17 protein-coding genes and 1 pseudogene are annotated in these 20780 nt (G+C 39.9%); 8 read left to right on the forward strand and 10 right to left on the reverse strand.

Features of this window, described 5'->3' with window-relative positions; genetic code table 11:
- Nucleotides 1-35: 35 nt before the first annotated feature.
- Complete coding sequence (locus tag P20495_RS03150; protein ID WP_008138625.1) at nt 36-401, reverse strand: hypothetical protein; 366 nt, start codon at nt 399-401, stop codon at nt 36-38.
- 51 nt (nt 402-452) lie between these two features.
- Here P20495_RS03150 and P20495_RS03145 point away from each other — a divergent pair, with 51 nt between their 5' ends.
- The gene (locus tag P20495_RS03145; protein ID WP_008138626.1) at nt 453-995 is read left to right on the forward strand and encodes a GNAT family N-acetyltransferase; all 543 of its coding nucleotides are present in this window, start codon (nt 453-455) and stop codon (nt 993-995) included.
- 92 nt (nt 996-1087) lie between these two features.
- Complete coding sequence (gene ggt, locus P20495_RS03140; protein WP_008138628.1) at nt 1088-2761, forward strand: gamma-glutamyltransferase; 1674 nt, start codon at nt 1088-1090, stop codon at nt 2759-2761.
- A 47-nt stretch (nt 2762-2808) separates the two neighbouring features.
- Here ggt and P20495_RS03135 read toward each other — a convergent pair whose 3' ends face one another.
- From P20495_RS03135 to P20495_RS03095, 9 genes are all read right to left on the reverse strand, one after another.
- Nucleotides 2809-3669: a Tim44 domain-containing protein gene (locus P20495_RS03135; RefSeq protein WP_008138630.1), complete on the reverse strand. Its 861-nt coding sequence runs from the start codon at nt 3667-3669 to the stop codon at nt 2809-2811.
- A gap of 163 nt (nt 3670-3832) precedes the next feature.
- On the reverse strand, nt 3833-4585 hold the full coding sequence (locus P20495_RS03130) for a DUF3379 family protein (RefSeq protein ID WP_008138632.1): 753 nt from the start codon (nt 4583-4585) through the stop codon (nt 3833-3835).
- Nucleotides 4585-5142: a sigma-70 family RNA polymerase sigma factor gene (locus tag P20495_RS03125; protein WP_007377767.1), complete on the reverse strand. Its 558-nt coding sequence runs from the start codon at nt 5140-5142 to the stop codon at nt 4585-4587. The genes P20495_RS03130 and P20495_RS03125 overlap by 1 nt, the downstream gene beginning before the upstream one ends.
- Nucleotides 5143-5202: 60 nt before the next feature.
- On the reverse strand, nt 5203-6861 hold the full coding sequence (locus tag P20495_RS03120) for a BatD family protein (protein WP_008138634.1): 1659 nt from the start codon (nt 6859-6861) through the stop codon (nt 5203-5205).
- Nucleotides 6855-8786: a VWA domain-containing protein gene (locus tag P20495_RS03115; RefSeq protein ID WP_008138636.1), complete on the reverse strand. Its 1932-nt coding sequence runs from the start codon at nt 8784-8786 to the stop codon at nt 6855-6857. The genes P20495_RS03120 and P20495_RS03115 overlap by 7 nt, the downstream gene beginning before the upstream one ends.
- Nucleotides 8786-9772, reverse strand: a complete 987-nt coding sequence (locus P20495_RS03110; RefSeq protein WP_008138638.1) for a VWA domain-containing protein — start codon at nt 9770-9772, stop codon at nt 8786-8788. Before P20495_RS03110 ends, P20495_RS03115 begins: the two co-directional genes overlap by 1 nt.
- Entirely contained in the window at nt 9765-10199 is a 435-nt protein-coding gene (locus P20495_RS03105) for a DUF4381 domain-containing protein (RefSeq protein WP_008138640.1), read from the reverse strand. The genes P20495_RS03110 and P20495_RS03105 overlap by 8 nt, the downstream gene beginning before the upstream one ends.
- Before the next feature lie 2 nt (nt 10200-10201).
- Nucleotides 10202-11146, reverse strand: a complete 945-nt coding sequence (locus tag P20495_RS03100; protein WP_007377763.1) for a DUF58 domain-containing protein — start codon at nt 11144-11146, stop codon at nt 10202-10204.
- Between the two features lie 3 nt (nt 11147-11149).
- Nucleotides 11150-12106 carry a MoxR family ATPase gene (locus tag P20495_RS03095; RefSeq protein ID WP_007377762.1) on the reverse strand — a complete coding sequence of 319 codons (957 nt, stop codon included), beginning with the start codon at nt 12104-12106 and terminating at the stop codon, nt 11150-11152.
- Between the two features lie 306 nt (nt 12107-12412).
- Here P20495_RS03095 and fadI point away from each other — a divergent pair, with 306 nt between their 5' ends.
- The 6 genes and pseudogenes from fadI to P20495_RS20995 form a co-directional block, all read left to right on the forward strand.
- Nucleotides 12413-13723 (forward strand): acetyl-CoA C-acyltransferase FadI, encoded by a 1311-nt coding sequence (gene fadI, locus P20495_RS03090; RefSeq protein WP_008138643.1) that lies wholly within the window; start codon nt 12413-12415, stop codon nt 13721-13723.
- Complete coding sequence (gene fadJ, locus P20495_RS03085) at nt 13723-15969, forward strand: fatty acid oxidation complex subunit alpha FadJ (RefSeq protein WP_008138645.1); 2247 nt, start codon at nt 13723-13725, stop codon at nt 15967-15969. The genes fadI and fadJ overlap by 1 nt, the downstream gene beginning before the upstream one ends.
- Before the next feature lie 502 nt (nt 15970-16471).
- Nucleotides 16472-17593 (forward strand): 4-phosphoerythronate dehydrogenase, encoded by a 1122-nt coding sequence (locus P20495_RS03080; RefSeq protein ID WP_008138646.1) that lies wholly within the window; start codon nt 16472-16474, stop codon nt 17591-17593.
- A gap of 48 nt (nt 17594-17641) precedes the next feature.
- A complete protein-coding gene (locus P20495_RS03075) occupies nt 17642-18658 on the forward strand; it encodes an aspartate-semialdehyde dehydrogenase (protein WP_007377758.1) in 1017 nt (338 codons plus the stop codon).
- A gap of 353 nt (nt 18659-19011) precedes the next feature.
- Entirely contained in the window at nt 19012-19461 is a 450-nt protein-coding gene (locus P20495_RS22635) for a FimV/HubP family polar landmark protein (protein ID WP_242401500.1), read from the forward strand.
- Nucleotides 19374-20780: pseudogene (locus P20495_RS20995) on the forward strand (hypothetical protein); the annotation flags it as partial. The gene P20495_RS22635 and the pseudogene P20495_RS20995, both read left to right, overlap by 88 nt.

Raw genomic sequence — 20780 nt, forward strand, 5'->3', positions numbered from 1 at the left:
GCCGAGGCTTTCCTTTTTTATTATTGAAGGTAAAATTAACCTTCGTTATGTTCTTTACGCGCTTGTTCAATTTCGTCAGCAATTTCTTGCGCTTTTTGCTTGGTTTTTTCAGTTAATTCGCCAGCAGCTTCTTTGCTTTTAACCCATGCGTCAACCGCAATCTCTTTGCCGTCGTCGTACATGTCTAAGCCCATTGTTTTACTTTGCTCTAATAGCTCGTTTAAAGACTCGTCATTTTTAAGATCGTTAGTTGTCTCTTTAACGTCGTTCCATGCATCACCAAGCTTTTCTTGCATTTGTGCGCTTTTATCTTTTGCATCTTCTTTTACTTCGTTGGCATCTTCACAACCAGTTAATGTAATTAAAGTGCCTAATAAAGCTAAACCTGCTAATTTATTCATGTGCTATCTCCTTTAGAGACTGATAATTAATTCAAGGTAGACTATACAGCAATGAAAATGAACGCCCCCGTAACAAAACGATTAAATTTCAAATTAATGAATGAGCATGATTGGCCTCAATTATTTGAGCTCGACCAAGACCCAGCTGTAATGCAGTATTTAACGCGAGGTGTGCCTACCTCTTTAGAGCAAATAAAAAATGAGGGAGTACCTCGTATGCTCGCATATCGAAATGAGCTAAAAGGCTGGGGGCTGTGGAGTATTACTATAAAGCAAACCAATACATTTATAGGCTGGGTATTAATAAGGCCTATGGATTTTTTTAGTGATGCACCAAATTACGGTGATATTGAAATAGGCTGGCGTTTTAAGCAATCAAGTTGGGGGCATGGTTATGCAACCGAGGCGGCTTTAGCATTATGTGATGAACTTATAAAACAAGATGACGTTAAGGCGATAAGTGCAACGGCACTCAAAGATAATACAGCCTCTATAAAAATAATGAAAAAGTTAGGTCTGCAATTTATAAAAAATTACACACATACAGATGAGCAAGGCGATTTACCAGCGGTGCTTTATTCAAAAAAAGTTTGAAGATGATTAAATATCAATAGTATAAAGATTGACCTGTCTTTAAATGACGTGCATTAATATGGGCAACAAAAATAATAAATTAAGGATGTTGTATGGGATTGTTTTTTTCACCACGTAAATTAATCGTCAAAAGTGTGCTGGTTTTACAGTTCGCTGCTTTTAGTGTTTTAGCGCAGCCTTTATCACAAAGCGCGGTCGCAATGCCTGACTCGTTCAGTGCCGATGCTGCTAAAAGTATATTAGAGCAAGGCGGTAATGCTGTTGATGCGGCTATAACGGCACAATTTGTACTTGCAGTAACGCTTCCTGAAGCCGGCAATATTGGCGGCGGGGGATTTATGCTTATTCAAAAAGATGGCAAGGGCGATTTTATAGACTATCGCGAAACAGCGCCAACAGCGGCTCATCGTGATATGTATTTAGATGATCAAGGTAATGTTATTGCAAACAAATCAATATATGGCATTCACGCAAGCGGTGTACCTGGCAGTGTAGCGGGTATGTGGCTTGCCCATCAAAAGCATGGCACTTTAAAGTGGGAAACACTAGTACAGCCTGCTGTAACGTTGGCTGAGCAAGGGTTTGTCGTTCCGCCTAAGTTAGCAAAAGGTGTTAGCCATTATATAGCCCATCTAAAAGAGCAAAAAATAAATGTAAACTTTGAAAAATATTTTGCTGATGTAAAAGCCAATAAAGTCTTTAAGCAACCCGAGTTAGCGGTAACGTTAAAGCGTATCCGTGATAACGGCCAAGATGGGTTTTATAAAGGCGAAACTGCAAATATTATTGCTAAATTTATGCACCAGCATGGTGGTATTATTAATCAAGATGATTTAAAAAATTATACCGCTAAATCACGTACACCTATTAAAGCGAGTTGGAATGGTTATGAAGTACTTACTTCGCCACCGCCGAGTTCAGGTGGTATTGCTATTTTACAGTGGCTTAAAATGTATGAGTTACAAAAACCAGATGCGGGCTTAGCGCATAACTCTACTCAGTATGTACACCTACTTTCTGAAATAGGTAAACGTGTATTTGCAGATAGGGCGGAGTATTTAGGCGATCCTGATTTTTTTGATGTACCAGTCAGCGCATTAACTAATATTAACTACCTCAAAGAGCGAAGTAATGGCATTTCGTTAACCGCGATCTCGACTACTGAAAGTATTAAACCGGGCCTTAAAGAAAGTGAGCAAACTACGCACTTTTCAATCGTTGATAAAATGGGTAACGCTGTCGCAAATACCACCACAATAAACTTAGGGTTTGGTAGCGGTGTGGTTGTTGAAGGTGCAGGGTTTATTTTAAATGATGAAATGGACGACTTTAGTGCCAAACCAGGCGTTATGAATGTGTTTGGTGCAATAGGCGGTAAAGCTAACGAAATACAGCCGCACAAGCGTATGCTTAGCTCTATGACGCCTACAATACTCCTTAAAGACAACACCGTTAAAATGGTGACAGGCTCGCCTGGTGGCACAACAATTATTAGCTCTGTGTACGAATCTATCTTAAATGCGGTAGAGTTTGATATGACTGCTGAGCAGGTTGTAAATAGCCCTCGTTTTCATCATCAACTATGGCCTAAAAATATAATTAGAACACACATAGGTTTAACCGATAGCGTAAAAGCAGAGCTTACAAAAATGGGTTACACCATAGATGAGAATCACTTTGGTGACTTACACGTTATTATTAATAAAGAGGGCCAATTAGATGCCGCTTCTGAAGCATCAGGACGTGGTAAGTCAATTGTTTTTTAAATAAAAAAACACCGCGCTAAAAGCGCGGTGTTTTACACAATATAAAATTATTGAGTATCAATTAAATCTTCAACACCCACTATTAGCCATGGAGCGTCGTCTGAAATTAGACGCTCTAAGTGCCAAATTTCTAAAATAGGCTCTTCTTTTTTATCGCCTAAATCACGGTACTTACCTTTAAAGCGAACACTAACCTGCCACGATTGCGCGTTTGTATCTGCGCGCACAAGTTCGGCATCAATAAACATCACTTCTGTTTCTACGCTTTGTATAGCTTCACGTTCAGCTTTAAACTCGGCAACAAGTGCAGGGCTTAAGTATTCAGCCATTGTGGTGTAATCGGCATTGTTCCATGCAGTTTGTAGCGTATGGTAATGACTACGGGCACCTTGCAAAAAGCCATTAACGTCAAAGTTAGGTGGTAAATTAAAAGGCACACTTTCACCTTGTGGGGCGCTGCTTGCAAAGCCTGTACTTGTTGGTTGCTCGATAGGTGCTTGTTTAAAAACATTTTGCTGAGCACTTGTACCTGCACTGGCATTTGCAAGTTGTGGGGCGCGATTAGCACGTAAAAAGCCCGTTACTAGCTTAAATAAAATAAAGAGCCCGCCAGCTAATAAAATCATTTCTAATAGCTGAAAACCTTCAAAATTGTCGCCTAGCATTGCTGCAATTAAGCCACCCGCTAAAAGGCCACCTAAAACGCCTGCCATAATGCCTTTTTTATTTGATTTAGCTTTTGGGGCAGCCGTTGGGGTTGTTGTATCAGCTTTTTGTTTTTGCGCTGTTTGTTGTGTTGCAGGCGTTTTTCCGCGTTTACTGCTGCCAAATTTTTTACGTGCGTGTGCATCAAAACTGGCAGTACATAACAATGCCAATAGTGAAAAAATAACGATGATATTCTTCATGAAATTCCTTAATTTTAATCGAGCCGCGATTATAATTTACTTTCATGAGGAATTTAATTAATTAGTTTATAAATAAGAGTTTTTAGGTATAAAAGGGAGGGTTTATTATAGGGTATTTAATAAAAAAACCGCTCAGTAGAAACTAAGCGGTAAATTTGTTTTTTTAAAGCCAACGAATGGCGCCTGTAACGCGTTCGTTATAAGTATCTAAAGGTGCTCCAACACTTGCCACTAAAATAGTATCAGCTTGTGAACCTCGGTTGATATGGCCTTCAAAGCGCTCATCTTTAAAATCATCATCACCAAATCCAAATGATTGATTTTCAGAAGGTACTATAAATACGGTCATAGGGCCAAAGTCAGATTCAAATATTAAATGCAGGCCTTTTTCGCCTTTAAAATCACAAAACATAGCGTAAGTGACTGCACCAGGAAGTTCATCAATATGACCGCCTAAAACAGCTAACTTATCGTTTACACTTTGCAAGCTAATGGGCTCTTTTTTATCAAGCGCACTAATTTCGTAGTACACATGAGCTAGTGCATGTTCACCCGCTTCGTGTGCAATATTTTGCTCTGTACTAAAAAAGAAGGCACTAATCGCCACTACAAAAGATGCTGCTAACGCAAGATGCACGCGGTCAAGCTTAAAACGCGAGCGGGCATCAACTACATTTTTTCCTGTTGCTTGTTCTTCTTGTAGTGCTTTTTCTTTTAACGATGTGTTTAAAAGAATGCGATCTGCAAGGTTTTCAGGCACAGGTATGTCTAAAGAATCTTGAATAAATTTATCAAAATCTTTCATATCGTTAATAAAACTTTGTCGCTCAGGATTACTGTCAGCAAACTCCATAAGCTCCTTGTCAATGTCGTTTGGCTGCGCAATAGTGCGGCGACGAAACTCAAGTTCATCCATTATTTTGATGCCCCTTTAAGTTGTTCATCATCACGGCTTAAAGCCTCTTTAAGTTGATTTCGGGCACGGTATAAACGGGTCATTACCGTGTTTTTATTTAAATTAAGTATGTCTGCAATCTCTTCACCAGAGCAGCCCATTACAACTTGCAGTAATAACGGCTCTCGGTATTCATCAGATAGCAGTGCAATCTGGCGTTGAATAACCGTTTGTTCCATTTCATCATCTAATGAGTGGCTGGTTTCATCAACAAGCGTATCGTTTTCTACGTCGCTATAATCAAACTGTTTACGTTCAAATCGGCGTGCGTTTTCTCTTCGTAATATAGTAAGCAACCAGGGTTTAGCTGCTTTTTGATCAAGTAAAGAGTCGAGTGAACGCCAAGCGCGTAAAAACGTTTCTTGTACTAGATCATCTGCTATGTGCGGATCACGACATAGCCAATAAGCAAAGCGATAAAGCTCTTTATTGTAAACGTGGACCAAGGCTTCATAACGCTTTTGTTTCTCTGCCATATCGATTAAGACCTGATTGTTTGATTTTTTCTTTCCAAGCATAAGCACTTTTTTAATTTTAAAATTATTATTTATTGCAAAAAAGACCTGCGTATATTGTTTTTAGTGATAAAGGTCTTTTAATACAGTACGTTGTGATTTAGATGCTTGAGTTTGATAGTTCTCAAGAATTTTAATAATAGCATTAAGATCACAGTTTGTAGTTCTGTTACTGTAAAGCTGTGCCTGCAATTGCATAATATAGTTATTTAACTCACTATTGTTTACAATGCAGCATAGTTCATCAATTGCGCCCACATTTTTATTCGTAACCAGAACAGCATAATTATTAAGCTCATTATAAAACACTTTATTATCGTTTGATTTCGCTACCGCAACCAGCTTTTTTAAGCTTGGTTGGTTAATTATATCCGCAGTTGATTGTACTTTCTTAGTGGTATTGCTAGTAGAACGGTTAAACCAATAAAAAATTACAGTCACAATCCATAAAACATAACCTAATATCGCAACAGCAATAAGCCACAATGGTATATTTTTTTGTACTTGCATTGATTCTAACTGTGCAGCATCTACATTATTATTTGGCGAAGATGTTAGCGTATCGATAGTTTGTTGATTACTGTTAGTTGTTGGGCTAATAGCTGTACTACTAGGTGTAACAGTTATAGTACGCTTGGGTAATGTAGCTACGCTAATACGGTTCATTTTAGTATTAAACCAAGGCAGCTGTATTTCAGGTAAAGTGTAAGTACCTGGTTTTTGCGGCAGTAATGCATACGATGCAGTTTGCTGCGATACAACACGTCCGTCACGTACTGCATTGTTATTTTCTTTTTTATCAGGGTAGCTGCGTATGCCATCAATGGTAGGCATAGAGATTTCAGGTAATTGCTCTTTTGTAACACCAAGCGCGGTAAGTGTAATAGTACGTGTTATAGGCGTCCCGACTTCTACGGTGTTGTCGTTAGGTTGCCATTCTTCGTCTAGATTAACCAACTCGCTTGGTAACCACGTTCCCTTATAATCACTCGGAATTGGCTTGATTTCTATTTGCTGGTCGTCGCCAAGAGCGGATACTTCTAATTGACGGTAATTTTGTTGTACTCGCCCTTGAAAAGCAGGGCCTGCAATCGTGTAGGCACCACTTTTTTGTGGCTGAATTAAATACTCACGAGTAATAACAAGGTAGCGCTTGCCATCAACCAACTCATAGCTCTCGGTTTGTTTACCTAATTGAGTAAGCTGAGCGTCTTCCATACTTGGTGTGCTTAAGCTGCCATCAAGCAGTTCTTTGGCAAGGTAGAGCTTAACAGTGTAAACACCGGCTTCTTGCACAAATAATGAATTACTCGAGAGCGACGTTTTTAAAAATATTTCGTTATTTTTATCTGCATCAACTGAGCGTTTTGCCACTTTTAATTTAATAGGCTCTGAGGTTAGCCCTGCAACGCTAAATGCCGGAATCGTGTAATCACCCTCTGTGCGAGTCATTAATTTGACCGACCACGTAGTTTGTTTATTAATGCTGCCATTAATAATGTTGGTACGAGAGCTCAAGCTCGTCGGGCCTACAACAAAGTCTTTTAACAGCGATGAGGTGTCTGGTTGCTCGCCTTTAACTGTATCGTCTACCGATATACTAAGCATAAAAAATTCACCCGCTAATACAGGGTTTTTATCTACGCTGGCTTCTAATTTGGTGGCAGCCCACGAAGGCATCGCACTTAATAGCAATAAACAGCAAAATAATCGCATTACCATGATTTTTCGACTCCTGTAGGGCGACGTTTATATTGTCTTTTTTGGGCTTCTAATTGCATTTTATTCCGTAATAAAATAGCCGGATCGTCCGGGACTTTTCTAAGTAGTTGATTAAGCTGTTGTGCTTTTTCTTTTTCTTCATTAGTGAGCTCACTTGCTTGGGCTTGCATCGCTTGTTGCTGAGCACTTTGTTTTTGCTCATCAGTGGCGGGTTGCTCACTCATAGCTTGTGGCTTACTTTGTTGCTGCTCATCCTCTTTAGGCTGGTCAGCGTCTTTATTTTGCCCTTGTTCGCTTTGTGGCTGGGCTTGCATATCAGGTTCATTTTGCTTATCTGATTGCTCGCCAGGCTCACCTTGTTGATCTTTTGATTGTTCAGACTCTTTATCTGATTTTTCATCGCTCGGGCTTTGACTTTCGTTTTCGCCTTTTTCAGAATCGCTTTTATCACCATTTTGTTGCTGATCCTGTTTTGACTGTTCAGAATTTTGCCCTTGGTTTTGCTCATCTTTTTTCTGACTATCATCTTGGTCTTGAGAGTCGTCGCCGTCGCTTTGCTGATCTTGCTGGTTTTGTTGCTCTTGTTGATTTAGTAATTGCTCAACTAAGGCTTGGTTATCGGCTGCTTGCGTAAAGTCATCTTGTAAGGTTTGGGCTTGTTTGTACGCCTCAATTGCGTCCTCAAATTTGCCAGCTTTGGCAAGGGCATTACCGTAGTTGTATAAACCGGTAGCCGACTTATCATTACTAAACTCATTAAGTGCAGCATCAAAATTACCTTGCTGGTAAAGTGCCGCGCCTTTTAACTCACTCGATTGCGCCTGTGTTGCTGCATCGTATTCTTTATTATTGTAAGCCTGCAATGCACGTTGATCTGCATTTTGCAAAAGAGTAGGGAGCTCTACGGCATACGCATTTTGCTGCGGTAAAAAACCAAAAGCTAAAAATGCGCCTAACAAGGCAGCGCGTCTAAATAAATACAAACCAAATGGCAGTAATAGCAAGAGTCCATATATACCTGCATCTATTCGCCAAAGTGCGTGGCTTTGTTTTTCGTCTTTCAATAATTCACTCTGTGCATTTGGAGCAAACGTATTTATATCGCTATTGCTAGGTTGGTAACTAGCAAATTTACCACCACTGCTTGATGCTAAATTTTTAAGCTGAGAGGCATTAATTGTAGGTACTACGATTTGGCCGTATCTGTCTTTCAAAAAGCCGCCTTCAGGTAACTTAATTGGTGCGCCTTGAGCGGTACCTACACCGTATATATTTAATCTATATTGGGTGTTACTGGTAAAGCTACTAACGTCGCTTTGTTCTTGTTGGTCAATACCGTCGGTCACTAAAATAATGTCGCCATCAATATAACCCGCTTGCGTTAATAGCTCTTTGGCCATATCAAGACCCGCTAAAACGTTTGAGCCTTTGTCTGGCATTATTTCAGGGCTTAAGCTTGGAATTAAATTACTGAGTGTTGTGGCATCGTTTGTTAGTGGTGAAATTACATAGGCCGTGCCTGCGTAAGCTACAAGCGCGGTATCACCTTCTTTAAATAGCTCAATCATATCAAGCGCTTTAAAGCGTGATTGCATTAAACGATTTGGCAAAATGTCGGTGCTGTACATTGAGTACGACATATCCATAACAATTACACGGGCACTTTTACTTTGAAATACAGGAACTTGTTTTTTCTCAAAACTAGGCCCAGCACTAAATAAAATGCCAAGGCTGCAAAACAAAGCAACTAACCAAAGTGGCTGGCTGGCTTTAGTATTTGCTTCGCTCATTATAAATTGTGCTAAATGAGGTGCAATTAGCTGCTCACTAGTCGTTTTTTTATGCTTAATTAAGGCAACAAAAAATAATGCCACAGCAGGTATGAGTAACCATAAAAGAGCGGGGCGAATAAATTCAAAATCCATTAGTTTGGCTCCTTTAATGCACGCAGTGTACTAAGCATTACTTTTAAGCTAATAAGTAAAATAGCGATAAGTAACGGGTAGTAAAATAATGAGCTTTGTGGGCGAAATGTTTGTTCATCAGCGCTAATAGGTTCAAGCTTATCAAGCTCTGCGTAAATTTGTTGAAGGCCAGCTACATCTTTGGCTCTAAAGTATAATCCGCCAGTTTGCTCGGCAATCTTTTTAAGTAAGCTTTCATCTAAATTACTGCCACTAGAGCCACCCACATTAAAGAGACTAAAGCCGCGCGGATTATCTGAGCCAACACCAATGGTGTACACTTTAATCCCTTCTTCGCGAGCTAGCAGTAGGGCATCTTCTGGGTTTAAATTACCAGCGGTGTTTTGTCCGTCGGTTAATAGCACCACAATTCGGTTACTTTCATCTTTATTGGCAAAGCGTTTTACCGAAAGACCCAATGCATCACCAATGGCTGTTGCGCGCCCCACTAAACCAATTTGCGCTTCGCTGAGCATTTTACTTACTGTTTTAACGTCGCGCGTAAGGGGGGTTTGTAAAAACGCGGTGTCGCCAAATAATATCAGCCCAAGCCTGTCGCCTTGACGTTGCTCTATAAAATCACTGAGTACAGCTTTTACCATGGTAAGGCGGTCAACATATTGGCCATTATAAGCCATGTCTTGTTCGGTCATCGAGCCTGATAAGTCAACTGCTAACATTATATCGCGCCCTTCATTTGGTAATGAAATTGGCTCATCTAACCATGTTGGATTGGCAGCGGCAGTAACAAGTAATAACCAAATTATCCACTCGAGGGGATTTAAACGTCGTGCGTGTGGCTCAATGCTTTGGCTGGTTAAATTGTGCTTTGCAAAACTGGGTATACGTAAACGCGTACTGGCATTACTTGCTGCGGGTTTTAATAGTAAAAGTAATAAAGGCAAGGGTAGTAATAAAAATAACCATGGCCAGCTAAATTCAAACATTTACTGACTCCTTTATTTTAAATTGTTTAATACCTTGGCGAAATTTTTCGCACAGTGTTGTATCTTTTTGGCTGGGGTTATACAAGCTTAGTATTTCTTGTTCTGTAAAGCTTAAACCGGTGAGTATATTAAGTGTTGTGCACCACTTAGAGGTAGATTGCGCAGCAAGTCGCTTGTCGTAATATTCAATCACTAAACGTTTTAAAATAATATGCAGTTGCTGAGGGTTTTGCTCACTTTGGCTCAATTGTATTGCGTAGCGTTTAGGCTTTTTAAATTTATGTTTTTTATAAAATATATAAATAGCTGCGCACAGTGCTAAAAACAGCAGTGCAATAATAACCCACCAAGCAGGGGTGAGTGGCCACCAATTAACTTGGCTTGGCGCTATTATATCGTGCAGGCCATCGAGTGGATTGGTTTGCATGGTTATTTTCTCACTAATTGCAGCTCAAGCGGTGTTGCTGCATTGAATGATATTAAATTAAGACCCGATTTAGTTAGGCGATTAAAGCGCGCGCTAAATGCTTGCTCAGCATTTTTAGCAAAACGTTCTCTAAAGCTGTTATCCATTAATGGTAGGGCAAAGTCTTGACCATTTGCATTAACAGTAACGGCTTGCTTAAACGCAGGTAACTGATGCTCAAACGGATCGCTTATGTGGCAACCAATAAGCTCGCAGTGGCGGCTTAATATTTCAAGTTGCTTAAAGCTGGCATCATCCAGAGCATTAAAATCAGACACTAAATACACTAAGCTACCTGGTTTTGCTAAATGATTAAGGCGCTTTAGGTTATCGCTAAAGTTGTTAGGGGCTGTTTTATCAATATTGTTAAGCGCTTGCTGGTGGTTATCGCATAAATTATGGCAAAGCTTAAGCACTGCTTTTTCACGGGCACTGGGTTTTAGCTCTAAATGCGAGTGCTGATTAAACACAATACCGCCAATTCTATCGCCGCGCTGACACGCCGACCATGCAACAAGAGCGCTTATATGCGCAGCTTGCACCGACTTTAATAGTAACTTTGAGCCAAACAGCATTGAGTTTGAAAAATCAGTAAATACAAACACAGGGCGCTCTTTTTCTTCTTGAAAGAGCTTTGTGTGAGTCTCGCCGGTACGCGCAGTAACTCGCCAATCAATAGAGCGAATATCGTCACCTTGCTGATAATGTCGCACTTCGGCAAATTCCATTCCTCGGCCTTTGTGCGGTGCAAGGTATTGCCCTGTTAAGGTGTTTTTTATTTTTACCTTAGGGGCAAGTTCAAGCAATTGCGCTTTGGCTTTGTAATACATCAGCTCTTTGAGTGCTAAATTAACACCGTGGCTATGGCTCTGTTTGAGCCATGCTTGGGTTTCTAATTGTTTTTGCATAACTTATGGTACGGCTACAAGTTCAACTATACGGCTTATTACTTGATCTTTAGTAATGCCATCGGCTTGGGCTTCGTAACTTAAAATAATGCGATGACGCAGTACATTATGCACAACAGCTTGAATATCATCAGGTGCTACAAAATCACGGCCTTGAAGCCATGCATGAGCACGAGCACATTTATCAAGTGCTATTGTTGCACGCGGGCTTGCACCAAACTCAATCCAGCTACCAAGTTGTGCGTCTAATTTAGCGCCTTCACGGGTGGCTATAATAAGTTGTACTAAATATTGCTCAAGTGGCTCTGCTAAATAAAGGCCTAATATTTCTTTACGCGCTGCAAATAAGTCGCTTTGACTAATTTTTTGCATTACCGGTTGTTGTTCATTAAGCGCTTCACCGCGCGTTAAACGCAGTATATCAAGCTCATGCTCTGCGCCAGGATAGTCAATACTTAGGTGCAGTAAAAAGCGATCCAGCTGGGCTTCTGGTAACGGGTAAGTCCCTTCTTGCTCTAGCGGGTTTTGCGTTGCCATAACTAAAAACAGTTCGCTAAGCGGATAGGTATTTTTACCCACGGTAACTTGTCGCTCTGCCATGGCTTCTAATAGTGCTGATTGTACTTTGGCTGGTGCGCGGTTAATTTCGTCAGCTAAAATTAGGTTGTGAAAAAGAGGCCCTTTTTCAAATACAAACTCGCTAGTTTGTTGGCGGTAAATGTCGGTACCTGTTACATCAGCTGGTAATAAATCTGGCGTAAACTGTACGCGCTGAAATGAGCCTTCAATGCCTTTAGCAAGTGCATTAACTGCACGTGTTTTTGCAAGCCCAGGAGGGCCTTCTACTAATAAGTGACCATCAGCTAAAATAGCAATAAGTAGCGCTTGTGTAAGCTCTGGCTGGCCAATGATTTGTGTATCTAAGTACGTTTTTAATTGTGAAAATGCGTTAGCTGCCATAATAAGTGGACTGTCCTCGTCAGCTGGGTTTGTACCTAATAGTGCTAGGTGATAAATACTGACCTATTTATAAGGTTTATAATTGAGTAACTCAAGGGTTAGACTGTATTTTTTAAAATAGTTCGTTATTTCTTAACGATTTTTAGCGTACCACAAAACTTTGTAAATGCGTCTAAAAAAGCCTATTGTGATAATCGTAATTAAACACTGTTTATATAAATTTGTGTTTATCTATTGGCTTTAGGGCACGGGTTGTTTAGAATCGAGGAAAACAAACAGGTCAGACCTGTCAGCGGGAGAGCATAAATGTCTGAGCAAAACATACTAAAAACACCAAAGGGCGACCGTATTGCCATCGTTAGCGGCTTACGTACACCTTTTGCAAAACAAGCAACAGCGTTTCACCATGTACCAGCACTTGATATGGGTAAATTGGTGGTTAACGAAATGCTTGAACGATTAAATTTCAATAAGTCAGAAATTGATCAACTTGTATTTGGTCAAGTAGTACAAATGCCAGAAGCGCCAAATATTGCACGTGAAATTGTATTGGGTACAGGTATGCCGGTATCGGTTGATGCATATTCTGTATCGCGCGCATGTGCTACCAGCTTTCAGGCTATTGCTAATGTAGCTGAGTCTATTATGGCGGGATCTGTAAGTGTAGGTATTGCAGGCGGCGCAGACTCGTCATCAGTACTGCCAATTGGTGTTAGTAAAAAGCTAGCAGGCAGCTTAGTTGATTTAAATAAAGCGCGTACGCTTGGTCAACGCTTAAAAATATTTTCAAAACTGCGTTTAAAAGACTTATTACCAGTGCCACCTGCTGTAGCAGAGTATTCAACAGGCCTTTCAATGGGGCAAACTGCTGAGCAAATGGCTAAAACACATAATATTAGCCGTGAAGATCAAGATGCATTAGCGCATCGTTCTCACTCACTTGCAACGCAAGCATGGGCTGATGGTAAGTTAAAAGATGAAGTAATGACGGCGCATTTACCGCCATATAAAAGCTTTATTGAAGAAGATAATAACATTCGTAAAAACTCAACGGTTGAAGGCTACGCAAAGCTTAAGCCTGTTTTTGACCGTCAGCACGGTACTGTTACCGCCGCAAATGCAACACCATTAACTGATGGTGCAGCGGCTGTACTTATGATGAGCGAAAGCAAAGCAAAAGCACTTGGCTACGAAATACTAGGTTACGTACGTAGCTTTGCATTTTCGGCAATTGGCGTAGAAAAAGACATGTTAATGGGCCCAGCTCATTCAACGCCTATTGCGCTAGATAGAGCGGGTATTACGCTTGCTGATTTAGATTTAATTGAAATGCACGAAGCGTTTGCATCGCAAACACTTGCCAATATGAAAATGTTTGCCTCAGACAAATTTGCACAAGAGCATTTGGGTCGCAGCAAAGCAATTGGCGAAATTAACATGGATAAGTTTAACGTTAACGGCGGCTCTTTAGCATATGGTCACCCATTTGCAGCAACAGGTGCACGCTTAATTACGCAAAGCTTACACGAGCTTAAACGTCGTGGTGGCGGTTTAGCATTAACAACAGCGTGTGCTGCTGGTGGTTTAGGTGCAGCCTTTGTATTGGAGAGTGCGTAATGACAGATTCAGTATTTAATTTAGCGGTAGATGAAAATAAAATCGCCGTTGTAACTATTGATGTGCCAGGGGAGAAAATGAATACCCTGCGCAGTAGTTTTGCCGATGACTTGAAAGCATTATTAGAAGACGCTAAGTCGCAAAATGTAAAAGGCATGGTATTTATAAGCGGGAAAAGCGATAACTTTATCGCGGGCGCCGATGTAAAAATGCTCGATAGCGTTCAAAAGCGTGAAGATGCGCTAGCGGTTAGCGAACTATGCCATCAAGCTTTTTTTGATATGACAAAACTGCCATACACTACAGTAAGTGCGATTCATGGCGCTGCATTAGGTGGTGGTTTAGAATTTGCTTTAGCGTGTGATTACCGTGTTGGTACCGACAGCGATTTAACAAAAATTGGCTTACCAGAAGTGCAACTTGGTTTACTACCAGGTGGCGGCGGCACGCAGCGTTTAACTAAAATTGTTGGTATTCAAAAAGCACTAGAGTGGATGCTAACAGGTAAACAAATTCGCCCTAAGCAAGCTAAAAAAGCAGGCGTGCTTGATGATTGCGTACCGCACAGTGTGCTGTTAAAAGTTGCAAAAGAATTTGCGACTAAGAAAAAGCCACAAGCAAAAGAGCCAAAGCTCGACAATATTAGTAAATTATTAGAGTCAAACCCGTTTGGTCGTAACTTTATCTTTAAAAAAGCCAAAGAAAACGTACTTAAAAAAACGGGCGGGCACTACCCAGCACCACTCGCTATTATTAAAGCAGTGCGTGCTAGTGTAGAGCTTGATGAGCTAAAAGCGTATAAAACAGAAGCTGAAAGCTTTGCAACACTTGTAATGAGTGACGAATCTAAAGCGCTTCGCGGTATTTTCTTTGCAACCACTGAAATGAAAAAAGAGTGGCGCAATGATGACGCACCCGCAATAAGCAAAACTGCTGTTTTAGGTGGTGGACTAATGGGCGCAGGCATTGCGCACGTAAGTGCTGTTAAAGCTAAAGTACCGGTACGTATTAAAGATGTAGCAGAGCAGGGCATTAGTAATGCAATGAGCTACACCTATAAAATTTTAGATAAGCGCCTTAAACGTCGTATTATATCTAAAGCTGATGTGCAGTTAACGATGAACCGTATTACAGGTACAACTGACTACAGTGGCTTTAAACACATTGATTTAGTAATAGAAGCGGTGTTTGAAGATCTTGCACTTAAGCAAGGTATGGTTGCAGACGTAGAGCAGCAATGCCAAGCAAATACAATTTTTGCAAGTAACACGTCATCATTACCAATATCGCAAATTGCAGCGCAGGCAGCACGTCCTGAAAATGTAATTGGCTTGCATTACTTTTCACCAGTGGAAAAAATGCCATTAGTGGAAATTATTCCACACGAAGGTACGTCTCAAGAGACCATTGCTCGCGTTGTTAACTTTGCACGTAAGCAAGGTAAAACGCCAATTGTTGTAAAAGACATGGCTGGTTTTTACGTAAACCGTATTTTAGCGCCTTATTTAAACGAAGCAGCTAACTTAATGCTTGCGGGTGAGCCAATTGAAAAGATTGATGCAGCCCTAGTCGAGTTTGGCTTTCCGGTAGGACCGCTGGCTCTACTTGATGAAGTAGGTATTGATATTGGCTCTAAAATTGCCCCAATTCTTGAAAAAGAATTAGGTGAGCGTTTTAAAGGCCCTGATGCATTTGTGCGTATGATTGATTCAAAACGCCTTGGCCGTAAATCAGGTCGTGGTTTTTATGAGTACGACAAAAAAGGCAAAAAGGTTGATGAGTCAGTTTACGAACTACTGGGTGTTACCCCAGCTCCACGTTTAAACAAAAGCGAAATTGCTAAGCGTTGTGTATCGAAAATGCTTAACGAAGCAGTACGCTGTTTAGATGATGGCATTATTGCCAGCCCACGTGATGGCGACATTGGTGCAATATTTGGTATTGGTTTCCCACCATTTTTAGGTGGCCCGTTTAGCTATATGGATAAATTAGGCGCAAGTAAAATAAGCTCTGATATGTCTACATTGGCTAACAGCGATGCTAATTTTGCACCATGTGAATCACTGGTAACAATGGCAAGCTCTAGTGCTACTTTTTACACTGTTTTACAAGCCGATATAGCTGGTGAGCAAGCAACTGTGGATGCAGCGATTGCGGTTAAAGCGGACGTTGAAGTTACGCAAGAAGATGCTACAGAAGCCTCGCCTGAGGTTGTTGAAGTAAACGAAGATAAAATAGTAAAGTAATCCTTCAAAGTTACTTTTGATTAAATGCAGCTCGTCTAGATGAGCTGCATTTTTTAGGGAGTTACTTCAACACATTTTTATCTTTAGAAATTAAATATACAGCGGTGTCGTTATTAAGCTCACAGGTTAAAAATATAATACTGTGATAAATCCTCTCTAAATTGACCGGTAATCCAAAAGCTTAATATGATCCTTTAAAGGTGATTTTTTCAAAAATGGACTGACTAGATCCTGTTTATTTTCGAGGTTAAACATACACTGTCCTTGCGTTCGCCCTAGGGGAAATTTACTCTTTGTTGCCTAAATGGGTGTAGGTAAGGGGCGGAAGCTTTGCTCGATTTTTACTTAGCCCACTAAGTTACAACCTCATGCCGCAATTAAATTGCCCCTAGAACGAGCAAATTTTAATCCTGAAAGGTCAACAAGCCCTCGCTTTTTAGTTTGTGTAAAGGCTAGGTTGTTCGCTACAATAGCGCCTCTTAATTGCCAAACGGACTCTGTAATGAAAATTCTTGCCGATCAAAATATGCCTTTAGTTGAGCAGTACTTTGCAGACTTTGGTGAGGTTGAGCGTTTTGATGGTCGTAAATTAACCCCTGAACAATTAATTGATGTAGATGTACTCCTTACTCGTTCAGTGACCAATGTTAATTATGAGCTGTTGTCACAAGCTAATAAGCTTAGCTTTGTGGGTACAGCCACAATTGGCATTGACCATATTGATACGCAATTACTGCATGATAGAGATATCGCTTTTACTAGCGCGCCTGGTTGTAATGCCGTTGCGGTAGCTGAATATGTAATTAGTAGCTTATTTGCATTAAGCCAAGAAAATGCGCGCCCATTGTGTGGTCAAACAATAGGTATCGTCGGGATGGGCAACATTGGTACGTGTTTAGCTGAAAAATTAAAAGCACTAGATGTTGATGTACTGTTATGCGATCCAATTAAGCACGAACAAGGCTTACTACAAGATCACATAGCGCTTGATGAGTTATTAGCAAGATCAGATGTTGTTACTTTTCACGTTCCCCTTGTTAAAAGTGGCGAGCATAAAACGCTGCACATGATGGGTAAAGAGCGATTAAAAGCACTTAAGCCAGGGCTTACGCTGATTAATGCAAGCCGAGGCGATGTAATTGATAACCAAGCGTTGCTTGAGGTAATGGAAGCGGGAGCCGATCTGGATTTAGTGCTTGATGTATGGGAAAAAGAGCCCAATATTTTAACTGAATTACTAGAACATGTTCGCTACGCCAGTGTGCATATTGCGGGTCATACGCTTGAAGGCAAAGCTCGTGGTACACAAATGCTGTATCAAAAACTGTGTGAACTGAAAAGTGTCGATGCGAGTAAATCGTTGAATGATTTTTTACCTACTCCAGCTATTACACAATCGGTTATTACGCCAAACTTCAATGAGCAGGATGTTGCCCGTTTAGTGCATTTAATTTACGACGTTCGCCGTGATGATGGTATTTTACTTCGCCACTTAGAAAGTGATGGTTTTGATAGTTTACGAAAAAGCTATCCGGTAAGACGAGAATTTAGCACCTTGTCGATACAAGGTGATAGCTCACAACTAGCTGCACTTAGTCAACTTGGTTTTACCATAGCTAAATAGTTATTTAACTAACGATGTTGTTTTAATGTCGTTTATAGAGGAAGAAATATGTCGCAAAAATATAACGTTGCCGTACTTGGCGCTACTGGTTTAGTAGGCCGTCAAATCATTGAAACGCTAGCAGACCGTAAGTTTCCTGTTGATCAGCTTTTTTTACTTGCTAGCAGCCGCAGCGCGGGTGAAGATATAAAGTTTCGTGGTGAGACCATTGAAGTATTAGATGTTGAAGGCTTTGACTTTAGCCAAGCGCACATAGGTTTGTTTTCTGCTGGTGGCAGTGTATCTGAAAAATATGCACCTATTGCAGCAGACGCCGGCTGTATTGTAATTGATAACACATCACACTTTAGAAATGATTTTGAAATCCCATTAGTAGTGCCAGAAGTTAATGCGTCAAGCCTAGCTGATTTTAGAAATCGTAATATTATCGCTAACCCTAACTGTTCAACTATTCAGATGATGCTAGCACTTAAACCAATTTATGATGCTTACGGAATAGACCGTATCAATGTATCTACTTACCAAGCTGTATCGGGCGCAGGTAAAGAAGCGGTTGATGAACTTGCAAAACAAACTGCTAATTTAATGAATGCTCGTCCTATGGATAATAAAGTTTTTCCAAAGCAAATAGCATTTAACGTTATTCCTCAAATTGATAGCTTTGAAGAGAACGGCTACACACGCGAAGAAATGAAAATGGTAAATGAAACCCATAAAATTTTGGGTGATACGACTATTGCTGTAAATCCTACATGCGTACGTGTGCCTGTATTTTTTGGACATTCTGAATCAATTAATATTGAAACGCGTATGCCTTATGACTTTGAGCATGTTAAGCAACTTTTAAAAGATGCCCCAGGTGTTGAGTTGATTGACGATGAAGGTGATTATCCAACGGCAGTATCTGATGCAAGTGGAAATGACACTGTTTATATTGGTCGTTTACGAGCTGATATCTCGCACCCTCATGGTTTAAATATGTGGGTTGTAAGTGACAACACGCGTAAAGGCGCTGCAACTAACAGTATACAAATTGCAGAAGAACTTATTGCTAATTACATGTAATATTTTATAGCTAACGATTAGTTTAGAAGCGGTAAGCACCAATTGTTTGCCGCTTTTTATTCGGGTTACCGCCATTTTTTTGCCACTTATCTCACGAAGTATATAAACCTACTGATAATCCTCGATAAATTTATATTATTAATAATGTTTTTAGGTATTTATTTTCAATGTGTTGCAATGGATATTACTCCTGAACTGGTTTATAGTTTGTAATTGGAATAGAGCTTGCAACAAAAATAGATTGTAATAACAAATGTGAATCAGTCATTTGACTGATAAAAGCAAGATTAATCAATGTTTATGCACTTAACTTTCTCGGTGCTGCGTTAACATTTAAACATTAAAGGATCAGCATGCGCGGTTTAGCTACACTTATTATATTAGCGTCTGCATTGATAGTAACATCAGTTTACTCTCAAGACAGTACCCAGTTAAAGGGGCCAAAGGGCGCTGACTATGGTGCGCAAGGGCGATCTATTGGGCCAATAAAACCGACGGATACGCTTTGGCGTATAGCGGCTAAGGTACGCCCGGACAACTCGGTTAGCATTTATCAAGTTATGCAGGCTTTGTATAACAAAAATCCTAATTCATTTTTAGAGCAAAACCTTAACCACATGCAAAGTGGTGCCTATTTAAAAATTCCTACTCTAGCTGAAATTAGAAATGTTAATACACAACTCGCTAAACAACGTTCTGAACAAGATGATGCGTTATGGGAAAAGAAAAAAACGGTACGCTTACGCAAAGTGAAATTAATTCAGCTCAAACTCAAGTTACTCAAGCTCGTAAAGTTGATGTAGATGACGCAAAAAAAGAATTACAAAAAGAAATTAAAGAAATTAAAACAGATCAAACTAGTAAGTTAGTTGAGCTTCAACAACAATTCAAAAGTTCAGTTGATAACGTAGAAGAAATTTTAGTTGAAAATAATAATTTAAAAAAACAGCTTACGGGCATCTCCAAAGAGCTTGAAAATGTGCGTATGCAGCTCGGTCAAGACAGTGAAATACAGCAACAGTTAAAAGAACTAATAATTAAACAAAATGAAATGATAGAACAGCAAAAGGCTGAGAAAATAGAGCCAGAAGCTGAATTTGATCTGGGATCTTTTTTATCTAATCCTTTTGTTCTTGGATTATTGATGGTTATTCCTGGGTTATTGATTGTTTTTGCTGTTGTGATGTTCTTACGCAAGCGGGCTAGTAAAGATGATGTCCAAAGCGACGATGATTTTTTACCACAAACACCTACCTACGCAAACGATGACGATTTAGATACTCAAAATATTGAAGACCCTATCGTCCCGGAACCACTTGATGACTTAAGTATTCAGCTAGATGATAGTTTAGAAAATGATATCTTACCGGACGATGATACCCCATTACCGGATGGTGATATTGCTTTTGATGACAGCCTAGAGGACTTTACTGAGTCTGATAGCCTACTTGATCAGGATGAATTAGAAAGTTTATTAAGCGATGATATTGTTTTTGACGATGAAAATATTGAAGACGATGAACTTGATATTTTCATGCAACAAGATTTCGATAAATCACCTGATGATAGCCCAGAAGGTGATATTGATTTAGATTCGCCACTAGAATCATCAAATAGTGATGATATTTTAAGTAATGATGATTTAGATAGTTTATTTAATGAAGATGATGGCTTATCGGAGTTTGACTCACCACAAACAAACGATATAGAAGAAGATAATAGCCTAGAATCGAATGATGAAATGGCCGCCCTTAGCGAAGAACTCGCTGAAGATGATGATTTTGATATTGATGACTTATTAGATCAAACAAATACTGAATCAGATTTAGGTAATACAGAAGATAGTCTTTCAAGCGAAAAAGATGATTTTGATTTAGACGATATTGATAGCTTAATTGATCAAGCTACAGACGATAGCGTTGATGAAGTCTTAGTCGAAGAAAGTGATGATTTTGATTTAGATGATATTGATAGTTTAATTGATGACGCTGCGGATGACATTGCACCTGATGCGTTAGTCGAAGAAAAAGATGATTTTGATTTAGACGACATTGATAGCTTAATTGACCAGGCTACAGACGATAGCGTTGATGAAGCCTTAGTCGAAGAAAGTGGCGACTTC

Source organism: Pseudoalteromonas sp. BSi20495, from assembly GCF_000241185.1.
In the GTDB taxonomy this organism is placed as follows: Bacteria; Pseudomonadota; Gammaproteobacteria; order Enterobacterales; family Alteromonadaceae; genus Pseudoalteromonas; species Pseudoalteromonas fuliginea.

Excerpts from the sequence above, each read along its gene's own strand:
- P20495_RS03150 (WP_008138625.1), bottom strand. The coding sequence starts at position 401 with ATGAATAAATTAGCAGGTTTAGCTTTATTAGGCACTTTAATTACATTA.
- P20495_RS03145 (WP_008138626.1), top strand. The coding sequence starts at position 453 with ATGAAAATGAACGCCCCCGTAACAAAACGATTAAATTTCAAATTAATG.
- ggt (WP_008138628.1), top strand. The coding sequence starts at position 1,088 with ATGGGATTGTTTTTTTCACCACGTAAATTAATCGTCAAAAGTGTGCTG.
- P20495_RS03135 (WP_008138630.1), bottom strand. The coding sequence starts at position 3,669 with ATGAAGAATATCATCGTTATTTTTTCACTATTGGCATTGTTATGTACT.
- P20495_RS03130 (WP_008138632.1), bottom strand. The coding sequence starts at position 4,585 with ATGGATGAACTTGAGTTTCGTCGCCGCACTATTGCGCAGCCAAACGAC.
- P20495_RS03125 (WP_007377767.1), bottom strand. The coding sequence starts at position 5,142 with ATGCTTGGAAAGAAAAAATCAAACAATCAGGTCTTAATCGATATGGCA.
- P20495_RS03120 (WP_008138634.1), bottom strand. The coding sequence starts at position 6,861 with ATGGTAATGCGATTATTTTGCTGTTTATTGCTATTAAGTGCGATGCCT.
- P20495_RS03115 (WP_008138636.1), bottom strand. The coding sequence starts at position 8,786 with ATGGATTTTGAATTTATTCGCCCCGCTCTTTTATGGTTACTCATACCT.
- P20495_RS03110 (WP_008138638.1), bottom strand. The coding sequence starts at position 9,772 with ATGTTTGAATTTAGCTGGCCATGGTTATTTTTATTACTACCCTTGCCT.
- P20495_RS03105 (WP_008138640.1), bottom strand. The coding sequence starts at position 10,199 with ATGCAAACCAATCCACTCGATGGCCTGCACGATATAATAGCGCCAAGC.
- P20495_RS03100 (WP_007377763.1), bottom strand. The coding sequence starts at position 11,146 with ATGCAAAAACAATTAGAAACCCAAGCATGGCTCAAACAGAGCCATAGC.
- P20495_RS03095 (WP_007377762.1), bottom strand. The coding sequence starts at position 12,106 with ATGGCAGCTAACGCATTTTCACAATTAAAAACGTACTTAGATACACAA.
- fadI (WP_008138643.1), top strand. The coding sequence starts at position 12,413 with ATGTCTGAGCAAAACATACTAAAAACACCAAAGGGCGACCGTATTGCC.
- fadJ (WP_008138645.1), top strand. The coding sequence starts at position 13,723 with ATGACAGATTCAGTATTTAATTTAGCGGTAGATGAAAATAAAATCGCC.
- P20495_RS03080 (WP_008138646.1), top strand. The coding sequence starts at position 16,472 with ATGAAAATTCTTGCCGATCAAAATATGCCTTTAGTTGAGCAGTACTTT.
- P20495_RS03075 (WP_007377758.1), top strand. The coding sequence starts at position 17,642 with ATGTCGCAAAAATATAACGTTGCCGTACTTGGCGCTACTGGTTTAGTA.
- P20495_RS22635 (WP_242401500.1), top strand. The coding sequence starts at position 19,012 with ATGCGCGGTTTAGCTACACTTATTATATTAGCGTCTGCATTGATAGTA.